At 54.5% G+C, this 14,346-nt stretch carries 12 protein-coding genes; 2 read left to right on the plus strand and 10 right to left on the minus strand.

Translation table 11 applies throughout. From position 1 onward, the window contains the following. Positions 1–158: 158 nt before the first annotated feature. The 8 genes from MCACP_RS12875 to MCACP_RS12910 all read right to left on the minus strand — a co-directional run bounded on the left by MCACP_RS12875 (position 159) and on the right by MCACP_RS12910 (position 11,003). Positions 159–2,264: a sigma 54-interacting transcriptional regulator gene (locus tag MCACP_RS12875; protein WP_406677147.1), complete on the minus strand. Its 2,106-nt coding sequence runs from the start codon at positions 2,262–2,264 to the stop codon at positions 159–161. Between the two features lie 100 nt (positions 2,265–2,364). Next, positions 2,365–3,129 (minus strand): glucosamine-6-phosphate deaminase, encoded by a 765-nt coding sequence (gene nagB / locus MCACP_RS12880; RefSeq protein ID WP_406677148.1) that lies wholly within the window; start codon positions 3,127–3,129, stop codon positions 2,365–2,367. Between the two features lie 107 nt (positions 3,130–3,236). Then, positions 3,237–4,172 carry a carbohydrate kinase family protein gene (locus tag MCACP_RS12885; RefSeq protein WP_406678754.1) on the minus strand — a complete coding sequence of 312 codons (936 nt, stop codon included), beginning with the start codon at positions 4,170–4,172 and terminating at the stop codon, positions 3,237–3,239. Between the two features lie 71 nt (positions 4,173–4,243). Beyond that, positions 4,244–5,758, minus strand: a complete 1,515-nt coding sequence (argH, locus tag MCACP_RS12890) for an argininosuccinate lyase (RefSeq protein ID WP_406677150.1) — start codon at positions 5,756–5,758, stop codon at positions 4,244–4,246. Positions 5,759–5,802: 44 nt separating this feature from the next. Continuing rightward, positions 5,803–7,521: an ABC transporter permease gene (locus tag MCACP_RS12895; protein ID WP_406677151.1), complete on the minus strand. Its 1,719-nt coding sequence runs from the start codon at positions 7,519–7,521 to the stop codon at positions 5,803–5,805. 5 nt (positions 7,522–7,526) lie between these two features. Then, positions 7,527–8,606, minus strand: coding sequence for an ABC transporter ATP-binding protein (locus tag MCACP_RS12900; protein WP_406677152.1), 1,080 nt, complete (start codon positions 8,604–8,606; stop codon positions 7,527–7,529). Between the two features lie 2 nt (positions 8,607–8,608). After that, a complete protein-coding gene (locus MCACP_RS12905; protein WP_406678755.1) occupies positions 8,609–9,691 on the minus strand; it encodes an extracellular solute-binding protein in 1,083 nt (360 codons plus the stop codon). A gap of 112 nt (positions 9,692–9,803) precedes the next feature. Next, positions 9,804–11,003 (minus strand): ROK family transcriptional regulator, encoded by a 1,200-nt coding sequence (locus MCACP_RS12910; RefSeq protein ID WP_406677153.1) that lies wholly within the window; start codon positions 11,001–11,003, stop codon positions 9,804–9,806. A gap of 353 nt (positions 11,004–11,356) precedes the next feature. Between MCACP_RS12910 and MCACP_RS12915 the strand changes: the two genes are divergently transcribed. Both MCACP_RS12915 and MCACP_RS12920 read left to right on the plus strand, forming a co-directional pair. After that, positions 11,357–11,566 (plus strand): 2-oxoisovalerate dehydrogenase, encoded by a 210-nt coding sequence (locus tag MCACP_RS12915; protein WP_406677154.1) that lies wholly within the window; start codon positions 11,357–11,359, stop codon positions 11,564–11,566. After that, positions 11,563–11,808 (plus strand): type II toxin-antitoxin system HicA family toxin, encoded by a 246-nt coding sequence (locus MCACP_RS12920; protein WP_406677155.1) that lies wholly within the window; start codon positions 11,563–11,565, stop codon positions 11,806–11,808. Before MCACP_RS12915 ends, MCACP_RS12920 begins: the two co-directional genes overlap by 4 nt. A gap of 59 nt (positions 11,809–11,867) precedes the next feature. Here the strand turns inward: MCACP_RS12920 and MCACP_RS12925 are convergent, their stop codons facing one another. Continuing rightward, positions 11,868–13,592: an aldehyde ferredoxin oxidoreductase family protein gene (locus tag MCACP_RS12925; RefSeq protein ID WP_406677156.1), complete on the minus strand. Its 1,725-nt coding sequence runs from the start codon at positions 13,590–13,592 to the stop codon at positions 11,868–11,870. A gap of 97 nt (positions 13,593–13,689) precedes the next feature. Continuing rightward, on the minus strand, positions 13,690–14,307 hold the full coding sequence (locus tag MCACP_RS12930; RefSeq protein ID WP_406677157.1) for a cyclase family protein: 618 nt from the start codon (positions 14,305–14,307) through the stop codon (positions 13,690–13,692). Positions 14,308–14,346: the final 39 nt, after the last annotated feature.

The raw sequence follows: 14,346 nt of genomic DNA on the forward strand, positions 1-14,346 counted from the left end.
CCAGGGCATAAAAAAACACCTGTACCTTCTCCGGCCCCAGGGGAAAGGAATAAATAAATTTCTTTTTCTGGTCTATATACGCACCAGATATTTCGTCTATTACTTTACTTCTTCAGCCGCATTATAGCTGACTTAATATAATTTATAGCGGTGCAGTTTTAAACCACATCGGTTCGATTTTGTACCATCAGGCCATACGCTTGGGCCTTGCGGAGCAACGTTGAATGGGATATACCCAGGGCCCGGGCGGCCCGGCGCAGGCTGCCGTGCTGCTCGAGGGCCAGGGTTATTAACTGCCGCTCAACCTGTTCCCTTGCTTCATGAAGGGGTAAAACCTGCCTCAGATGCAGCGCTTTACCGGTATCCCCGGGCTCTTCCTGAAATTCAAGGGGCAGGTGTTCCGGCTGGATTAAGTCTCCTTCGCCCATAATGACTACCCGCTCCATAACATTCTGGAGTTCCCGGACATTCCCAGGCCAGGAATAAGCCTCAAGCAACTTACAGGCCGCGAAGGACAGGCGTTTGGCCGTACCGTATTTATGGTTAAATCTTTCCAAAAAATGCCTGGCCAAAGGTAAAATATCTTCCCTCCGCTCCCGCAAAGGCGGGATCCTTATAGGCACTACATTTAAACGGTAATAGAGGTCTTCGCGGAAAGTCTTTTCCCGGACCATCCGGGCCAGGTCCTTGTTGGTCGCAGCCAGGACGCGGACATTGAGCTTAATGGCATGGCGACCGCCAAGGCGATAAATCTCCTGCTCCTGGAGAAAACGCAACAACTTGACCTGCAATCCAAGGGGCAGGTCTCCTATTTCGTCAAGAAAGAGGGTGCCGTTATTGGCTACCTCGAGGAGACCTATTTTCCCCTCTTTACTGGCTCCGGTAAAGGCTCCCTTCTCGTAACCGAAGAGCTCGGATTCCAGCAGGTTTTCCGGGATGGCACCGCAGTTTATTTCTATAAAAGGCCCCCTGCAGCGCGGGCTATGCTGGTGAATCAGCCTGGCAATGACTTCCTTGCCGACACCGGATTCCCCCGTTATAAGGACGGTAGAATCGACGGCCGCCACCCTTAAGGCCTGGTCCACCACCCTTTGCATGGAGATACTCTGGCGGATCACCTCAGGGGCTGCCAGCTGGCGGGCTCGCAAGACCCGGATCTCCGCTGCCGCTCGCTGGGCCTCTTCTTTAAGATGGCGCAATTCCGTCATATCGCGGATGTTGATAACGACTTGAGAGACAGCCCCCTCCTCATTGAAAACAGGGCTGCCGGTAAGAATGGCCTCCCGGTCGGCCGGAGTCTGGTACATGACAGTTACAGCCTTGCGGCTCTCACGGACAAGGTGCCAGAGCTGGTATAGCTGCTCTTCTGCCTGGCCGGCACCGGGCCGCAACTTTTCACCAACAACAAGCCGCCCTTCCTCCGGCGCCATAATACGTCCAAAAGCCTCATTAACCCCCAGGACAATGCCCTGGCTGTCAACAATAACCATACCGTCATAGCAGGCCTCGATAACACTCTTAAGCTGCCGGTTCAAAGACTTGACCGCCTTTAATTCACTGGAGATGGCCTCCAGTTCGGAAATATCCTGGAGGACCAGTACAACCCCCTGTTCCCTGCCATCCCTGGTAATAGGGCTGCGCCGGATGGCCAGGGTTCTATCTCCTGCACGCGCCTTATGAAACTGGTCACCGGCTGCTTTGGTAAGAAACTGGCTTAAACCAGACGCCGCCAGGACGGTGGCCGCCGGCTGCTCCAGTGCTGCTGCCGCCGGCAGGTCGAGGAGCCGGGCCGCCGCCGGGTTGATGTGGCATATTTTCCCTTCCCGGTCGACGGCAATGATACCGTTTGGTACCGCCTCCAGTACTGCTGCCAGCTCGCGTTCCGCCTTTTCCAGGGCCCGGTGCACCTTATTGATCAGGCCAATCCTGGTCAGGACGCCGCTCAAGCGCCGCTCTTTGTTTAAAACAATCAGGCGGTCAATAGGTAAATTGGCCACCTGCTCAAAACCTGTATCCTCATCGATGCAGACCAGTTTCCTATCCATGACCTCTTCAATAGGCGTAGCCATGGTAGCCCCCTGCTGCAGGGCTTCCAGGAGGCGAAAGACGGTAATAATGCCCACCACATCGCCGTCGGCGTCCAGGACCGGAGCGCAGTTGACCTGCTGCCGCTGGTAGACGGCCACGGCATCGGCCAGGGTCTGCCAGTAGTATAACGTCTCCGGGTTGTTGAGCATGACCTGCTTGACCTGCACCGGAGGCACCTACCCTCAAAAGAAATAGGAATAGCCCGGGTACTACTGTACCCCTTGAGGCTACCCCTATTATAGCAGGTGGTTTATTTATGGACCAGATCCAAAAACATCAACAGCACACAGGTTCTTCTTCCCTGTTCGTTTTACCATTGAGCTGCCCGGCCGCCGCCCGGTCCAGGATCACTGTTACACAGGGGTGCAGCTGCAGCAGGGAGGCTGGCACCCTTGTAGTCACCGGCCCCTCCAGGGCCTGCGCCACCGCCAGAGCTTTATCCTCTCCACTGGCCAGAAGTAAAATCCGCCTGGCCTTCATAATGGTCCCTATTCCCATTGAGATGGCCCGGCGCGGTACCTCCTCAACGCAGGAAAAAAACCGGGCGTTGGCCAGAATGGTTTCCGGCGCCAGGTCAACGAGATGCGTAGTGGCGTTCAGGGCTGCTCCGGGCTCATTGAAACCTATGTGACCGTTCTGGCCTATCCCGAGGATTTGGAGATCAATGCCCCCTGCCGCGGCGATGGCGGCTTCATAAGCGGCGCAGGCTGCTACTACATTTTCCGGCCGGCCGGGCGGCAGATGGACGTTTTCCCGCCGCAGGTTAACGTGCTTGAAGAAATTCGTTTCCATATAATAATGATAGCTGTGGGGGTCATCGGGAGGTAATCCGTAATATTCATCCAGGTTGAAAGTAACCACGCGGCTAAAATCCAGGTTTCCCTGCCGGTAAAGCTTGACCAGTTCCTGGTAAAGGCCCAAAGGGGTTTCTCCGGTAGCCAGGCCCAGGACTAAATTGGGTTTTTGTTTAATAGCCCTCGTTACCAGGCTGGCTCCCAGCCGGCTCAAATGCTGGTAGTCTCTGGCTAGCACTATCTTCATGGTTAACCACCTCACCCGGCTTAGCCCTCGTCTAGACAGCTGTAGCACCATCCGGGGTACCCTGTTCCCCGGCCGAAAGGCGCGGTAAACCTCCCCGCTGGTATCTGCTAGCATCCTATACCCTTCTCGGTGAAAAAGGCCTGTACCTCGGCTGCGGTAGGCGCCCCCGTCGCCCCGCCCCACCGGGTTGCGGCCAGTGCACCACAGGCGCTGGCCCAGAGAGCGCACTTTTTAAGATCCCATCCTTTAGAGTAAGCGCTCAAAAAACCTGCAGCAAAGGCGTCTCCAGCTCCAACAGCGTCAACGCTTTGGACAGCAAAGGCAGGTAAGCTAAAGCGCTCTCTTTCGCTTTGCACAGCCACGCCGCGCCGGCCCCTGGTAATGACAGCCACCCGTACCTGTTCTCCCAGTACCTTTAAAGCTTTTTCCCAGCTTTCCTTTCCTGTCAGGGCGAGGGCTTCTGCTTCATTGGGAAAGAATATATCTACCAGGGTCAGCAGGCCCAGAATTTCTTCTCGCATCGCCGCAAATTCAGACCAACCCGTATCCAGGGACGTACTCAGGCCCTGTTCCCTGGCTGCCTGCAGTAGTTGTCTATATGCTGCTAAATTAATCTTCCAGTTAAGGGCGGAAATATGGAGGTGGGTAAAATGCTTCAACTCCCCGGCCGGTATCAGGGGTCGATAAGCAGCGTTGCTGCCCTGATAACTTATAAAGGAACGATCCTTGCTGGAAGTGAGAGCTATACTGAGGCCTGTTTTGTAGCCGGCCACAACTTGCAATAACGAAGTATCCACACCCATCTCTTCCAGGGTTTTACTTATATACTGGCTAAAGTAATCGTCACTTCGGTACCCATGCAGGCTTACCTGCTCCCCCAGTTTTGCTAACGCTACCGCGGTGTTAGCCGCGCTCCCGCCCACGGTAAAGTAAACATCGGGTATAAAAAGCTCCTGCCCGGGGTCGGGCATTGCTTCAAGATCTTTTATAATAAGATCTAGATTAAGGTCACCCGTTACCAAAAACCTGGTATCATGTTGCACTGCTGTCAATCACTTCCTTATCCAGGGGCCTTCCCCGGCCTTTCCCCCAAAATTATGCAAACCCTTTTGAGCTACCCCAATGTTCCTAATTCTGACCAGGCTGTTTCCAGCTTAGCTCTTGCCTCCTGGAGCCCTTGTCGTGCTTCGTGCAGCCAAATCTTCATGCCGTCCAGAATGTCGTTGCGCGACGCTAACATACGTTTTACTTCTACCGGGGCCACACCACCCCGCCCCTGGCGCACCGCAACAAAATGCTCCGGGTCCAGCGCCCGCTTGAGCTGCTGCGGTTGCAGTCCCAGATGCCGTCCTAAAATCTTTTCCGCCGCTGCTTCGACAATATCAACTTTCAGCTGCCGTACATCTTCCCCGCCATGCTTCATAGTTTCTTTTACAGCAATGGCAACGATGCGGTGGGCTGTCCGGAACGGCAGACCGAACTCTCTTACCAGAGTATCGGCCAATTCCGTCACGTTGGCATAGCTGGCGCGAGCCTGTTCGAGCAGGTAGTCCCTGTCCACTTCAAGGGTTGTAACAACCGCTGCCAGAAGCCGCAAAACCCTGGTTAAAGTTAAGAGGGAATGCCAGAGATAAGGTTGCATATCATCTTCGGTATCGACTATGTCACCGAAGGGTGTGTTATGCAACATCTGCATGACGGTTGTGGCGTCACCGGCCGCACTGCTCAATAAGGCGCGGGCATGTTCCAGGGATACCGGATTGCGCTTTTGGGGCATGATGCTGCTGATTTGCACGTACGGGTCGGCAACACGAATCCTGCGGAACTCACCGGTGCACCACTGGAGCATATCCTGTACCAGCCGCCCGATATGGATGGCTATGAGTATGGCAGCGGCCGCCGTCCCGCTCAGGTAGTCGGCCGAGGCAATGGCATCGTAGGAGTTCTCTATCAGACCAGCGAAACCCAGTAGTTCCGCCACCCGCTCCCGGCGGATAGGATAACCGGAAGTGCTGAAGGCAGCAGCTCCCATGGGACTGAGATTTACACAGGCATATGCCCCTTTTAACCTGTCGATATCGCGAGACAAGGCATCGGCGGCGGCCAGGAACCAGTGTCCCAGGGTTGTGGGTTGAGCTTGCTGGGTATGAGTATGGGCCAGCATGACGGTGCCGGCATGCTCTTCCGCCATTGCCAGTAGTGCTTCATACAATTTTATCGCGGCGTCAATGGCTTCCAGGATTCTCTCCCTCAGCACCATCCGGTACATGGTTACTCCCATGTCGTTCCTGCTGCGAGCAATGTGCAGGTTGCCGGCGACGTCCCCAGCATATTGAAGCAGTAGGTCTTCTACCCGGAAAAATAAATCTTCGTATTGCCCGTCATAATCAGACCTGGCTAACGCCTCCAGATCCAGGCTGTTCACGGCCGCCACGATTTTCCGGGCCACTTCCCGTCCCACTATCCCCTGTTCCACCAGCATTACAAGATGGGCTTTATGAATATCTATCATGGGAAGCAGCAAATTTGTTTTAGCCTCATCATAAATAGGCCGCAGTACGGCTTCGACAAAGCTCCTGCCCGGAAAGGCAATCCCATCCCGGGCCACAATTTCTGAGCGCAACTTCAATAATGTTCACCTCTTCATCCTCTTACCACCGGCGTATTTGAACCTCAACTCAAATTTATATTGCTGGTGCTACCCTGCTCCATGCGTTTCGTGAGGAACAGTACTACTAAGATCAGGAGTATCTGCAAAACGCCATAGGCTGCCGCAGTACCAAATTCAAAGGAATACATGCGGTTATTAATCTCTACGGATATGGGCCGGCTGCTGTGGGTATAGATCAAAATCGAAGCGACAAACTCCCCCACCCCCTGGACAAAGGCCATGAGCGCGCCTCCAACTACTCCACGCAGCATTAAAGGCAGGGTAACCCGGCGGAAACTGTACCACCAGCTGGCGCCCAGGTTGCGTGCAGCTTCCTCAAGGCTGGGATCGAGCTGGGCCAGGGCCGCCGCACTGGAACGGAATACAAGGGGGGCAAAACGAACAAAGTAGGCCAGGGGTAAAATCCAGAAAGTTCCTACCAGTACCTGTCCCAGGCTAAAAATAGAAGGCCGGTTAAAGGCTGTAATCAGGTTAATACCTACCACCGTGCCGGGCAGGGCCCACGGCAGCATGACGGCAGCGTCCAAGAGGCCTTTCCCCTTAAAGGCCAAGCGCGTCATCACGTAAGCAGCGGCAACGCCCAGAATAATGTCTCCGCCGGCGGCAATAGCACTCATTTCCAGGCTGTTGCGGATGGGCTCCCAGGCACGGGGATCGGTAAACAGGCGGACGTAATTCTCCAGGGTGTATTGGGGAGGCAAAACCTGCACCGTCCAGGTAGTATCCTTGGAAAAGGATATCAGTACCAGGGTCAGGATTGGCAACAGCAGTAAAATGACGGCGATTATCGCCCCTGCCATGGCCAGGTAACGCATAACCGGATTGCGGACTTCCATGCGGAGAGCAGTCACCCCTTTAGACAGGCTGCGGTAGGTCCGCCTCCCCTGATACCAGCGCATCAGCACCAGGAAGGTAATGGAAACCGCTGAAAGGATGGTTGACTGGGCTGAGGCCAGGGCCAGATTGCCATTGGTCCGGGAGATATAGATTTGCATGGTCATAGTCCGGTCGACGCCAAAAATTAGCGGGGCAGTATATGAAGCCATAGAGATCATAAAAACCAATAACGAGCCGGCAACCAGCGCGGGAGTAAGCATGGGCAGGATTACTCGCGTCCAGACCTGCCAGCGGTGCGCCCCCAGGTTATACGCCGCTTCTTCTATTGAAGGATCCATCCCCGCAAAAGCCGCCGCAGCGGATAAATAAAAATAGGGATACATGGTAAAGGTGTGGACCATCAGGACGCCGCCAATGCCCTTGAGGGCGAACGGAACTTTTTCCAGCCCGAACAGCACTTGCAAGCCGCGCGGAATTATACCGCTTTCTGAAAAGAGGAACATAAAAGTGAGAACACCAATCAGCGGCGGTAGGGCCATGGGCACCAGGGCCAGCGTTTCCAGCAACTTTCGCCCTGGAAACTCGAAACGGTGGAGTAAAAACGCCAGGCCGACACCAACCGCGCTTGTGGTTAACACGCTAAGAACTGAAATCAAGAGGCTGGTAAAAAGGGCCTCCAGATTAGCACCCCAGTGAAAAAATTCCCGGTAATGCGCAAGGGTTAAGCCGCCTTCAGGGGTAGTAACGCTGGATAAAAATGTGGCCAGCAACGGCTGCATCACATAGCCCCATAGCACCAGTACCAGGGGAGCTATGATAATATAGGTAAATAGGGGGGAGGTAGTGGCGCGCTGCCAGCTATCGATCCAGGTGTGCCTTGACATGCTTCTCACTCCACCAGGTAGATTCTTTCCGGGGGAAGTTTTAGCTTAATGGGGTCATTCTTGCGCCGTAGCTCGCCCTCGGAGGCCGCAACTGAAGCTACCAGCTTCAAATTATTAACACCGACGGTATATTCAGTGTAGGCACCGCCAAATTCCACCCCTAAAACCGTTCCCGCCAGCACGTTGTCCATTTCGCCGGGTTGAGCCAGCTGGATTCCTTCCGGTCGCACCGCCAGCAAGACGCGGTTGCCGGGGATTGCTTTCACCTGCGGATTACGGCGCTCCAGGTCTACCCCGATTACGAGATTGCCAGCAACCTTCACCAACCCCCTGTTCCCATCTATCCTGTCAACGACACCCTCGAGCAGGTTGCTCTTACCAATAAAGGTGGCTACAAACCGGGTAGCCGGCCGGTGATAAATCTCCGGCGGTGTGCCCACCTGGTGAACCCGCCCGCCCTCCATGACAGCAATGCGGTCAGAAATGGCCATGGCCTCTGCTTGATCGTGGGTGACGTAAATGGCTGTAATGCCAGACGCCAACTGTAAACGTCGAATTTCTGTGCGCGTTTCTTCTCGCAGCTTGGCATCAAGATTGGAAAGGGGTTCATCTAAAAGAAGTAAATTAGGTTGAATTACCAGCGCCCTGGCCAGGGCCACCCGCTGCTGTTGCCCACCCGAAAGCTGGTCAATACGGCGCTCTTCCATCCCGGCAAGCCTTACCTGGGCAAGGGCGGCAGCAACACGCTCGCGAATTTGAGCCTGCGGGACCTTGCGGACCCGCAGGCCAAAGGCAACATTTTCAAATACCGTCATGTGAGGAAAGAGGGCGTAGTTCTGGAAAACCATCCCCGTACCGCGCTCATTGGGCGGTAAATGGGTGACATCACGGTCGTCAAAGAAAATACTTCCCGCCGAAGGATAATTAAAACCGGCTATCATACGCAAAGTGGTTGTTTTGCCGCAACCAGACGGCCCCAGGAGAGTAAAAAACTCTCCGGCGCGGATGGTCAGGTTGATATCCTTGACCACCACGTTGCCACCGGGAAATACTTTAGAAACGTTTTTCAGGGTAACTGTAATCACAGTTATTGCCTGCCTTTACCCTTGATATTTTGATCCCAGTACTCGATCCATTCCTTCTCTTTAGAGGCCATCACATCCCAATTCAAGTCCAAAGCCTTTAAGTTAACCCCTTTCAGCCACTGGGGGAGTTGGGCCTCGTTTATCTTTATGGCCGGGATCTGGAATGCCTTTTCGGCTAACTCCACCTGCATTTTCTCTTCAAATAAGAATTCAAGAAACTTCTCTGCCGCCTTGGGATGTTTGGCTCCTTTTATCACCGCCACCCCGTCAACCAGGATAGGGGCCCCGCTGGCAGGTATCACATAACCAAAAGGCATCCCCTTCTGGTCCTTTTGAATGAGGATATCCTGCATATTCCAGAGGCTCAAAACGCCCTCTTGCCGCGCCAGCTTCAAATACAGCGTCGTCGGATTAGGCGTATACTCCTTGGTGTTCGCATCCAACTTCTTCAGCCATTCAAATCCCCGATCGGGTTTTCCGTCTTCTTTGAAAAAGCGATAAATCATCGCCGCGTAAATCGTGCGCATCGTCCCGGAAGCGGTAACACCGCGAATTATAATCTTGTCCTTCCATTTAGCATCCAGCAAGTCGTCCCAGTCTTTTGGTACATCCTCGGGTTTAAGCGCCTGAGTGTTATACATGATTACTTCAGGTAGGAGAATTTCTCCATACCACATCCCGCCAGGATCTTTATACGCAGCTGGTATCTTTTCGGCAAAGCTGGGCTTTAAAGTTGCCAGCAATCCTTCTTTCGCCGCCAGCCCCAGTGCCTGCTGCGTACCGCCCCACCACACGTCTCCCTGCGGATTCTCCTTCTCGGCCCTGACACGTTCCAGGATTTCCTGAGCCCCCATGCTCAGCACCTGGACCTGGCCTTTATACTCCGGGTACCGCTCCTCAAACTTGGGTATCACTATATCGGTGACTCCTTTTTCCCGGGCGGTATAAATCACCAGCTTGTTCTCTTCTGTTCCCTGTCCGGCTTTGCTTTCCGGCGTCTGGCTCGCCTTTTGCCCGCCGCATCCTGTTGTGATGACAGCCAGAAGCAACAGTACGCCAAATACCCATAATTTTCGCCTTTGCATCAATAACGCACCCCTTCTTTTTCTTTTTGTTTGTCGCTATTCGACTCAACTGCCCGACACCTGTCTACCTTTCTTCCGCCATCACCCCCTTCAGGAGCTATCTGTCGGAGGTTTAAAACAAGTTATCATAAACATAATCAAGGGCTACGGCAAAAGTTCCGAACAATCCTGTTTTTTCCTGAAGTGAAGAGAAAAGGATCCGGGGCGGCTGGCTAATAATCGTACTTACAGTTTCCCGTAGTTTAGTCAAAAAAAATTCGCCTGCCGCCAGAACTTCGCCGCCGATAACAATTAGTTCCAGGTCCAGGACCTGCTGCAGGTTGGTTATGGCCAGGCCGACCCAGCAAGCCATCTCCGCCAGCAATTCCCTGGCGTCTTCATCTTCTAAACATGCCGCCCGGCAGACCATACGAAAATCCACTTTGCCCGCCTCACCGCGGGAGAGGCCCAGGAGCAGGCCGGGCCTGCCGGCTGCAACTATTTCCCGCGCCTTTTCCACCACCGTTGCCGTCGACGCGATAGTTTCCAGGTGACCATAGCGGCGATAGGCCGGTTCCAGGGCTTCTTTTCCCAGAGCCATGAAGCCGATCTCGCCGGCAGCGCCGTGACAGCCCTCCAGCAACTGGCCGTTCAAAATGATGCCCGCGCCGATACCCAGGCCGACGCTGATATAAGCCATGTTCTTCGTACCGCGACCCTGACCGCGCCAAAACTCGCCCAGGGCAGCGGTGTTGACGTCGTTTTTGATCAGGACGGGGGCGGCGAAGTGGGCTTTGAAGATTTTTTCCGGCTGCAATCCTTCCCAGTCGAAGGATCGGGCTACCATTTTTACCAGACCGGAGGCCGGATCGTAAACGCCGGGAACGGCCAGGGCTATAGCTGCCAGCAGCCGCAGTTCGATACCTTTATCACGGCACAGGTCTTTTATGGCGCCGGCCACCCGGTTGAGAACACTTTCCCCGGCATCCCCAGAGCTGAAGGTTAGCGCCGTATCGCCAATTAGCTCGCCGTTCAGGTTGCCCAGAGCAATGCCAATCTCCTGCTTGCTTAAATCTACACCGGCGACATAGCGGTAGTTAGGATTCAGAGCCAGCAGGATAGGCCGGCGCCCCCCGCTGGAATCCCCGATGCCGGTTTCTTGCAAAATGCCCTTATTGAGTAACTGTTCAATAATCAGGGAAACCGTTGGAGCACTAAGCCCCAGTTGCCTGGCCACTTCGGCCCGGGACAGGCTCCCAGCCTCGCGGATGGTATCGATGATCAGGCGGGCGTTGAGTTCGCGTATCAGTTTTGGGGTACCGGTGACGACCATAAGTATTGCTCCTTAAAAGTACATCCTCTAATGGTGCCTTTATGCGCCCCGCAGGTTTAGGGACTGGATGTCCTCAGGATAAAGGACCTACTTTGTGAAATTGGTAGTTAGTTTGTTAATCTAATTATCTTTGCCGTTAATAAGTTTCTTTAAGTTATTTATTAAGTTTCTACACAAAAAAAGAAAATCCTGCTGGTTGTTAAGGAAACGTAAAAAATTTTACCGAGATGGTTGCCATGGGATAAGACACTGCTTTTGCTAAAAGCTCGAGAGTGATAAAATATTAAGTAGAAAGTTGCTTTTCGACCCGGAGCTGATTTAAATTTTGCTTAAACGAGGAGGTATGCATCAACTTGGATCAAGAAATTCTCTTCCTTGTCGAAGAGTCTCCTGAAGGCGGTTACGAAGCTCGGGCTCTCGGTTATTCCATTTTTACAGAGGGTAAATCAGTGGAAGAACTTAAGGATTCTGTTCGCGATGCAGTTCGCTGCCATTTTGAAGAAAAGGATTTACCGCGGGCGATTCGCCTCCATTTTGTAAAGGATGAAGTAATCGCCGTATGAAAATCCCGAGGGACATAAGCGGGGAAGAACTAGCCGGGCTACTCGCCAAGTTCGGTTATCAGATAACCCGGCAGACTGTGAGCCATCTACGTCTCACCACTATGTTTAACGGTGAACATCATATCACCATTCCCCGCCATAATACATTAAGAGTAGGTACTCTTAATGGCATACTAGTTGACGTGGCAAAACATCTAAAAATCAGCAAGGAAGTGTTGGTAAAAGACCTTTTTAATAACTAAGGGGCACGTGGTTGCCCCTTTAGTTGCTTTTATGCTTATCTATACGCGTCCTAATTTTTTTATATCAACTCCCGGCTGAAGGCCACCTTGAACTCCCGGGGCTGGTCCAGGCGTATCAGTTCCAAACCCAGGCGTTCCAGGGTAGCCGGCTCCGGGCGTCCCTGATCATCCCAGCCGCAGCGGCGATAATAAGCCTGCACTAATTCTGGCAAATTGGTAAAGGGTCCAGCTTTAATCTCCCCGGCAGCAATACCTTCTCGCAGGAACCTGGCCGGCAGGGTGTCTACTTCCCGGCCCAGGCCCTCCCGCAGGTTGAAGGCCCGCTCCAGGGTAAGGCTCCTTGTGGCGGCCATATGAAGTTCCTCCAGGGTCAGCTCCGTACCGGTAACGGCAGTCAACATTGCAGTCATCAGTTCCAGGGGCAACCAGCCGCCCAGGTGGGCAAACAGGCAGCCTATACCTGTTTCCAGGGCTGCTGTCGTCTCCTGGATGCGGCTTACCTGGTCTACCAGGTCTTCCCCTTCCCGGTCAGCGGCAAAAAGACCGGCATGGAGAGCCTTGCCGTAGCAGTAGCTGCCTCCCAGGGCCGAAACGACCATCCCCAGGCCGTGGAGGGGGCGCACCCGAGGATCATAACCCGGCATCTCAATCCCTTTAACGGTCATAGCATATTCAGCCGCCCCGAAACCGATGTACTCTGCTGCCCGGTTCACTCCTTCAGCCAGGAGTTCACCGAGACCTTTCCGGTAGGCAATCATGGAGATCAATTCCAGGGTGGCTTGCGGTCGTTCCCAGCCCAGGTCAAAGCCCTCAGCTTTAAGTAAACCCCGTTGCTGCAGTTCATAGGCAAAGACAATACTTCCCCCGGTGGAAACCGTGTCCAGACCCAGATCGTTGCAGCGTTCATTGGCTAGCGCTAGCAGGTCGGGATCGAAATGACCCGGGTTGGCACCCAGGGCCCAGCAGGTCTGGAACTCCGGTCCTTCTCGCTCCAGGAGGTGAGGCTGGTTAACCGGATCAACATCCGCCTGCCAGGCGCCCTGGAAATTGCGGGTGGGTAAAATGGCACCCTTTATAGCCCCCGGTAAAGGTGCCCGGTGATCCCGACGGTCAATCAATTCCCGCTGTCGCCCCAGCAGGCGGGACCAGAGCTCCCTGTCAGCCGCAGGTATATCCGGTTCGGATTCTACGACAACAGCTTTAAGTTTTTTGGCCCCCATGACGGTTCCCACCCCGCCGCGAGCGGCCGTACTGTGGTTGCTCACTATGCTGGCATAGCGCACCAGGTTTTCCCCCGCCGGGCCGATGCAGGCCACGCGCGCCTCCCGGCCATGGCGCCGGCGCAGTTCGGCCTGGGTAGCCTGCGTCCCCTGTCCCCAGAGGTCTTTTGCCGGCCGCAGTTCTACCTGGCCCCGGGGCCCCAGGTAGAGATAAACCGGCTCGGCGGCCTGGCCGGTCAAAAGGAGTATTTCGTACCCGGCACCATGGAGCCAGGCACCGAAATCGCTGCCGCCAACGGAACGGATAAAACCCCCGCTTAAAGGGCTTTTGGTCACCGCCAGCCAGCGGTTAACCCCCCTGGCCCCGCTGCCGGCCAGGGGGCCGGCGCTAAAAATTAAAATATTCTCCGGGCTTAATGGTGCTACTCCCGCGGCCAGTTCGCCATAAAGATATCTGACCGCCAGAGGCCGGCCGCCGATAAAGTCACGGCATACCTTTGCCGGTATATCTTCCTGGCGGATGCTGCCGTCGCTTAAATTTACCCGTAAAATTTGTCGCTCCATAAAAAACACCCCGCCTGTACTTTTCCTTTAGTATCGGCAGGGTGCCGCCAGGCTATTCCGGCGTAAAAAGTTATAATTAAGCCGGGGACCCAGCTTTCTACCTTTCCAGCAGCACTACCCGGGCCGGTGCCGCTTCAGCCCCCAGGAGGGGGAGGGGAAGAGCCAGTATATGGTAAACCCCCGGGGGAACCCCCTTTAGCCGTAAGCCTTCAATGATAACAACCCCGTTTTCCAGCAAAGTCCGGTGGGTTGGATAACCGGGCTGGTCCCGCTCCACCCCCAGGGCATCCAAGCCGACGCCGCGCACCCCCTTTTGAACTATATAGGAGGCGGCTCCGGCATCCAGGTAAATAAAGCCGGCTTCATTTCCGGCAGCCCAGGAGTTTTTAGTTTTCAGGAGAATAAAGTCGCCGGACCGGACGGGCTGGCCCTCCAGGTCCCTGGCTGTAATCCGGTCGTTGACTGCCGTCAGGTCCAGCACCCGACAGGATCCGATTAAAAGCGACAGGTCCAGGTCGGCGGTGGTGGCCCCGCCGGGGATTACATGGGCGGGGGCATCGATATGGGTCCCGGTGTGGCTGTCCAGGAGCCAGCGCGTTTCTCTGACGCCATCTTCATAGTTACGGGTGATTTCCGTTTGCGGCTGCTTTTCCCCCTTGTTTTTGTAGACCGGCATACCCGGGTAAATAGGTAGGGAGATGTCATAAATATGCAATTCAATCTCTCACCTCCACCGGCAAGCTTGGCCATGCCA

It is taken from the genome of Neomoorella carbonis (assembly GCF_045278715.1).
Lineage (GTDB): Bacteria > Bacillota > DSM-521 > Neomoorellales > Neomoorellaceae > Neomoorella > Neomoorella carbonis.

What these genes read in the sequence shown, in the direction of transcription:
- MCACP_RS12910 (WP_406677153.1), bottom strand. Translation starts at nt 11,003, where the DNA reads ATGGTCGTCACCGGTACCCCAAAACTGATACGCGAACTCAACGCCCGC.
- MCACP_RS12925 (WP_406677156.1), bottom strand. Translation starts at nt 13,592, where the DNA reads ATGGAGCGACAAATTTTACGGGTAAATTTAAGCGACGGCAGCATCCGC.
- MCACP_RS12905 (WP_406678755.1), bottom strand. Translation starts at nt 9,691, where the DNA reads ATGCAAAGGCGAAAATTATGGGTATTTGGCGTACTGTTGCTTCTGGCT.
- nagB (WP_406677148.1), bottom strand. Translation starts at nt 3,129, where the DNA reads ATGAAGATAGTGCTAGCCAGAGACTACCAGCATTTGAGCCGGCTGGGA.
- MCACP_RS12920 (WP_406677155.1), top strand. Translation starts at nt 11,563, where the DNA reads ATGAAAATCCCGAGGGACATAAGCGGGGAAGAACTAGCCGGGCTACTC.
- MCACP_RS12895 (WP_406677151.1), bottom strand. Translation starts at nt 7,521, where the DNA reads ATGTCAAGGCACACCTGGATCGATAGCTGGCAGCGCGCCACTACCTCC.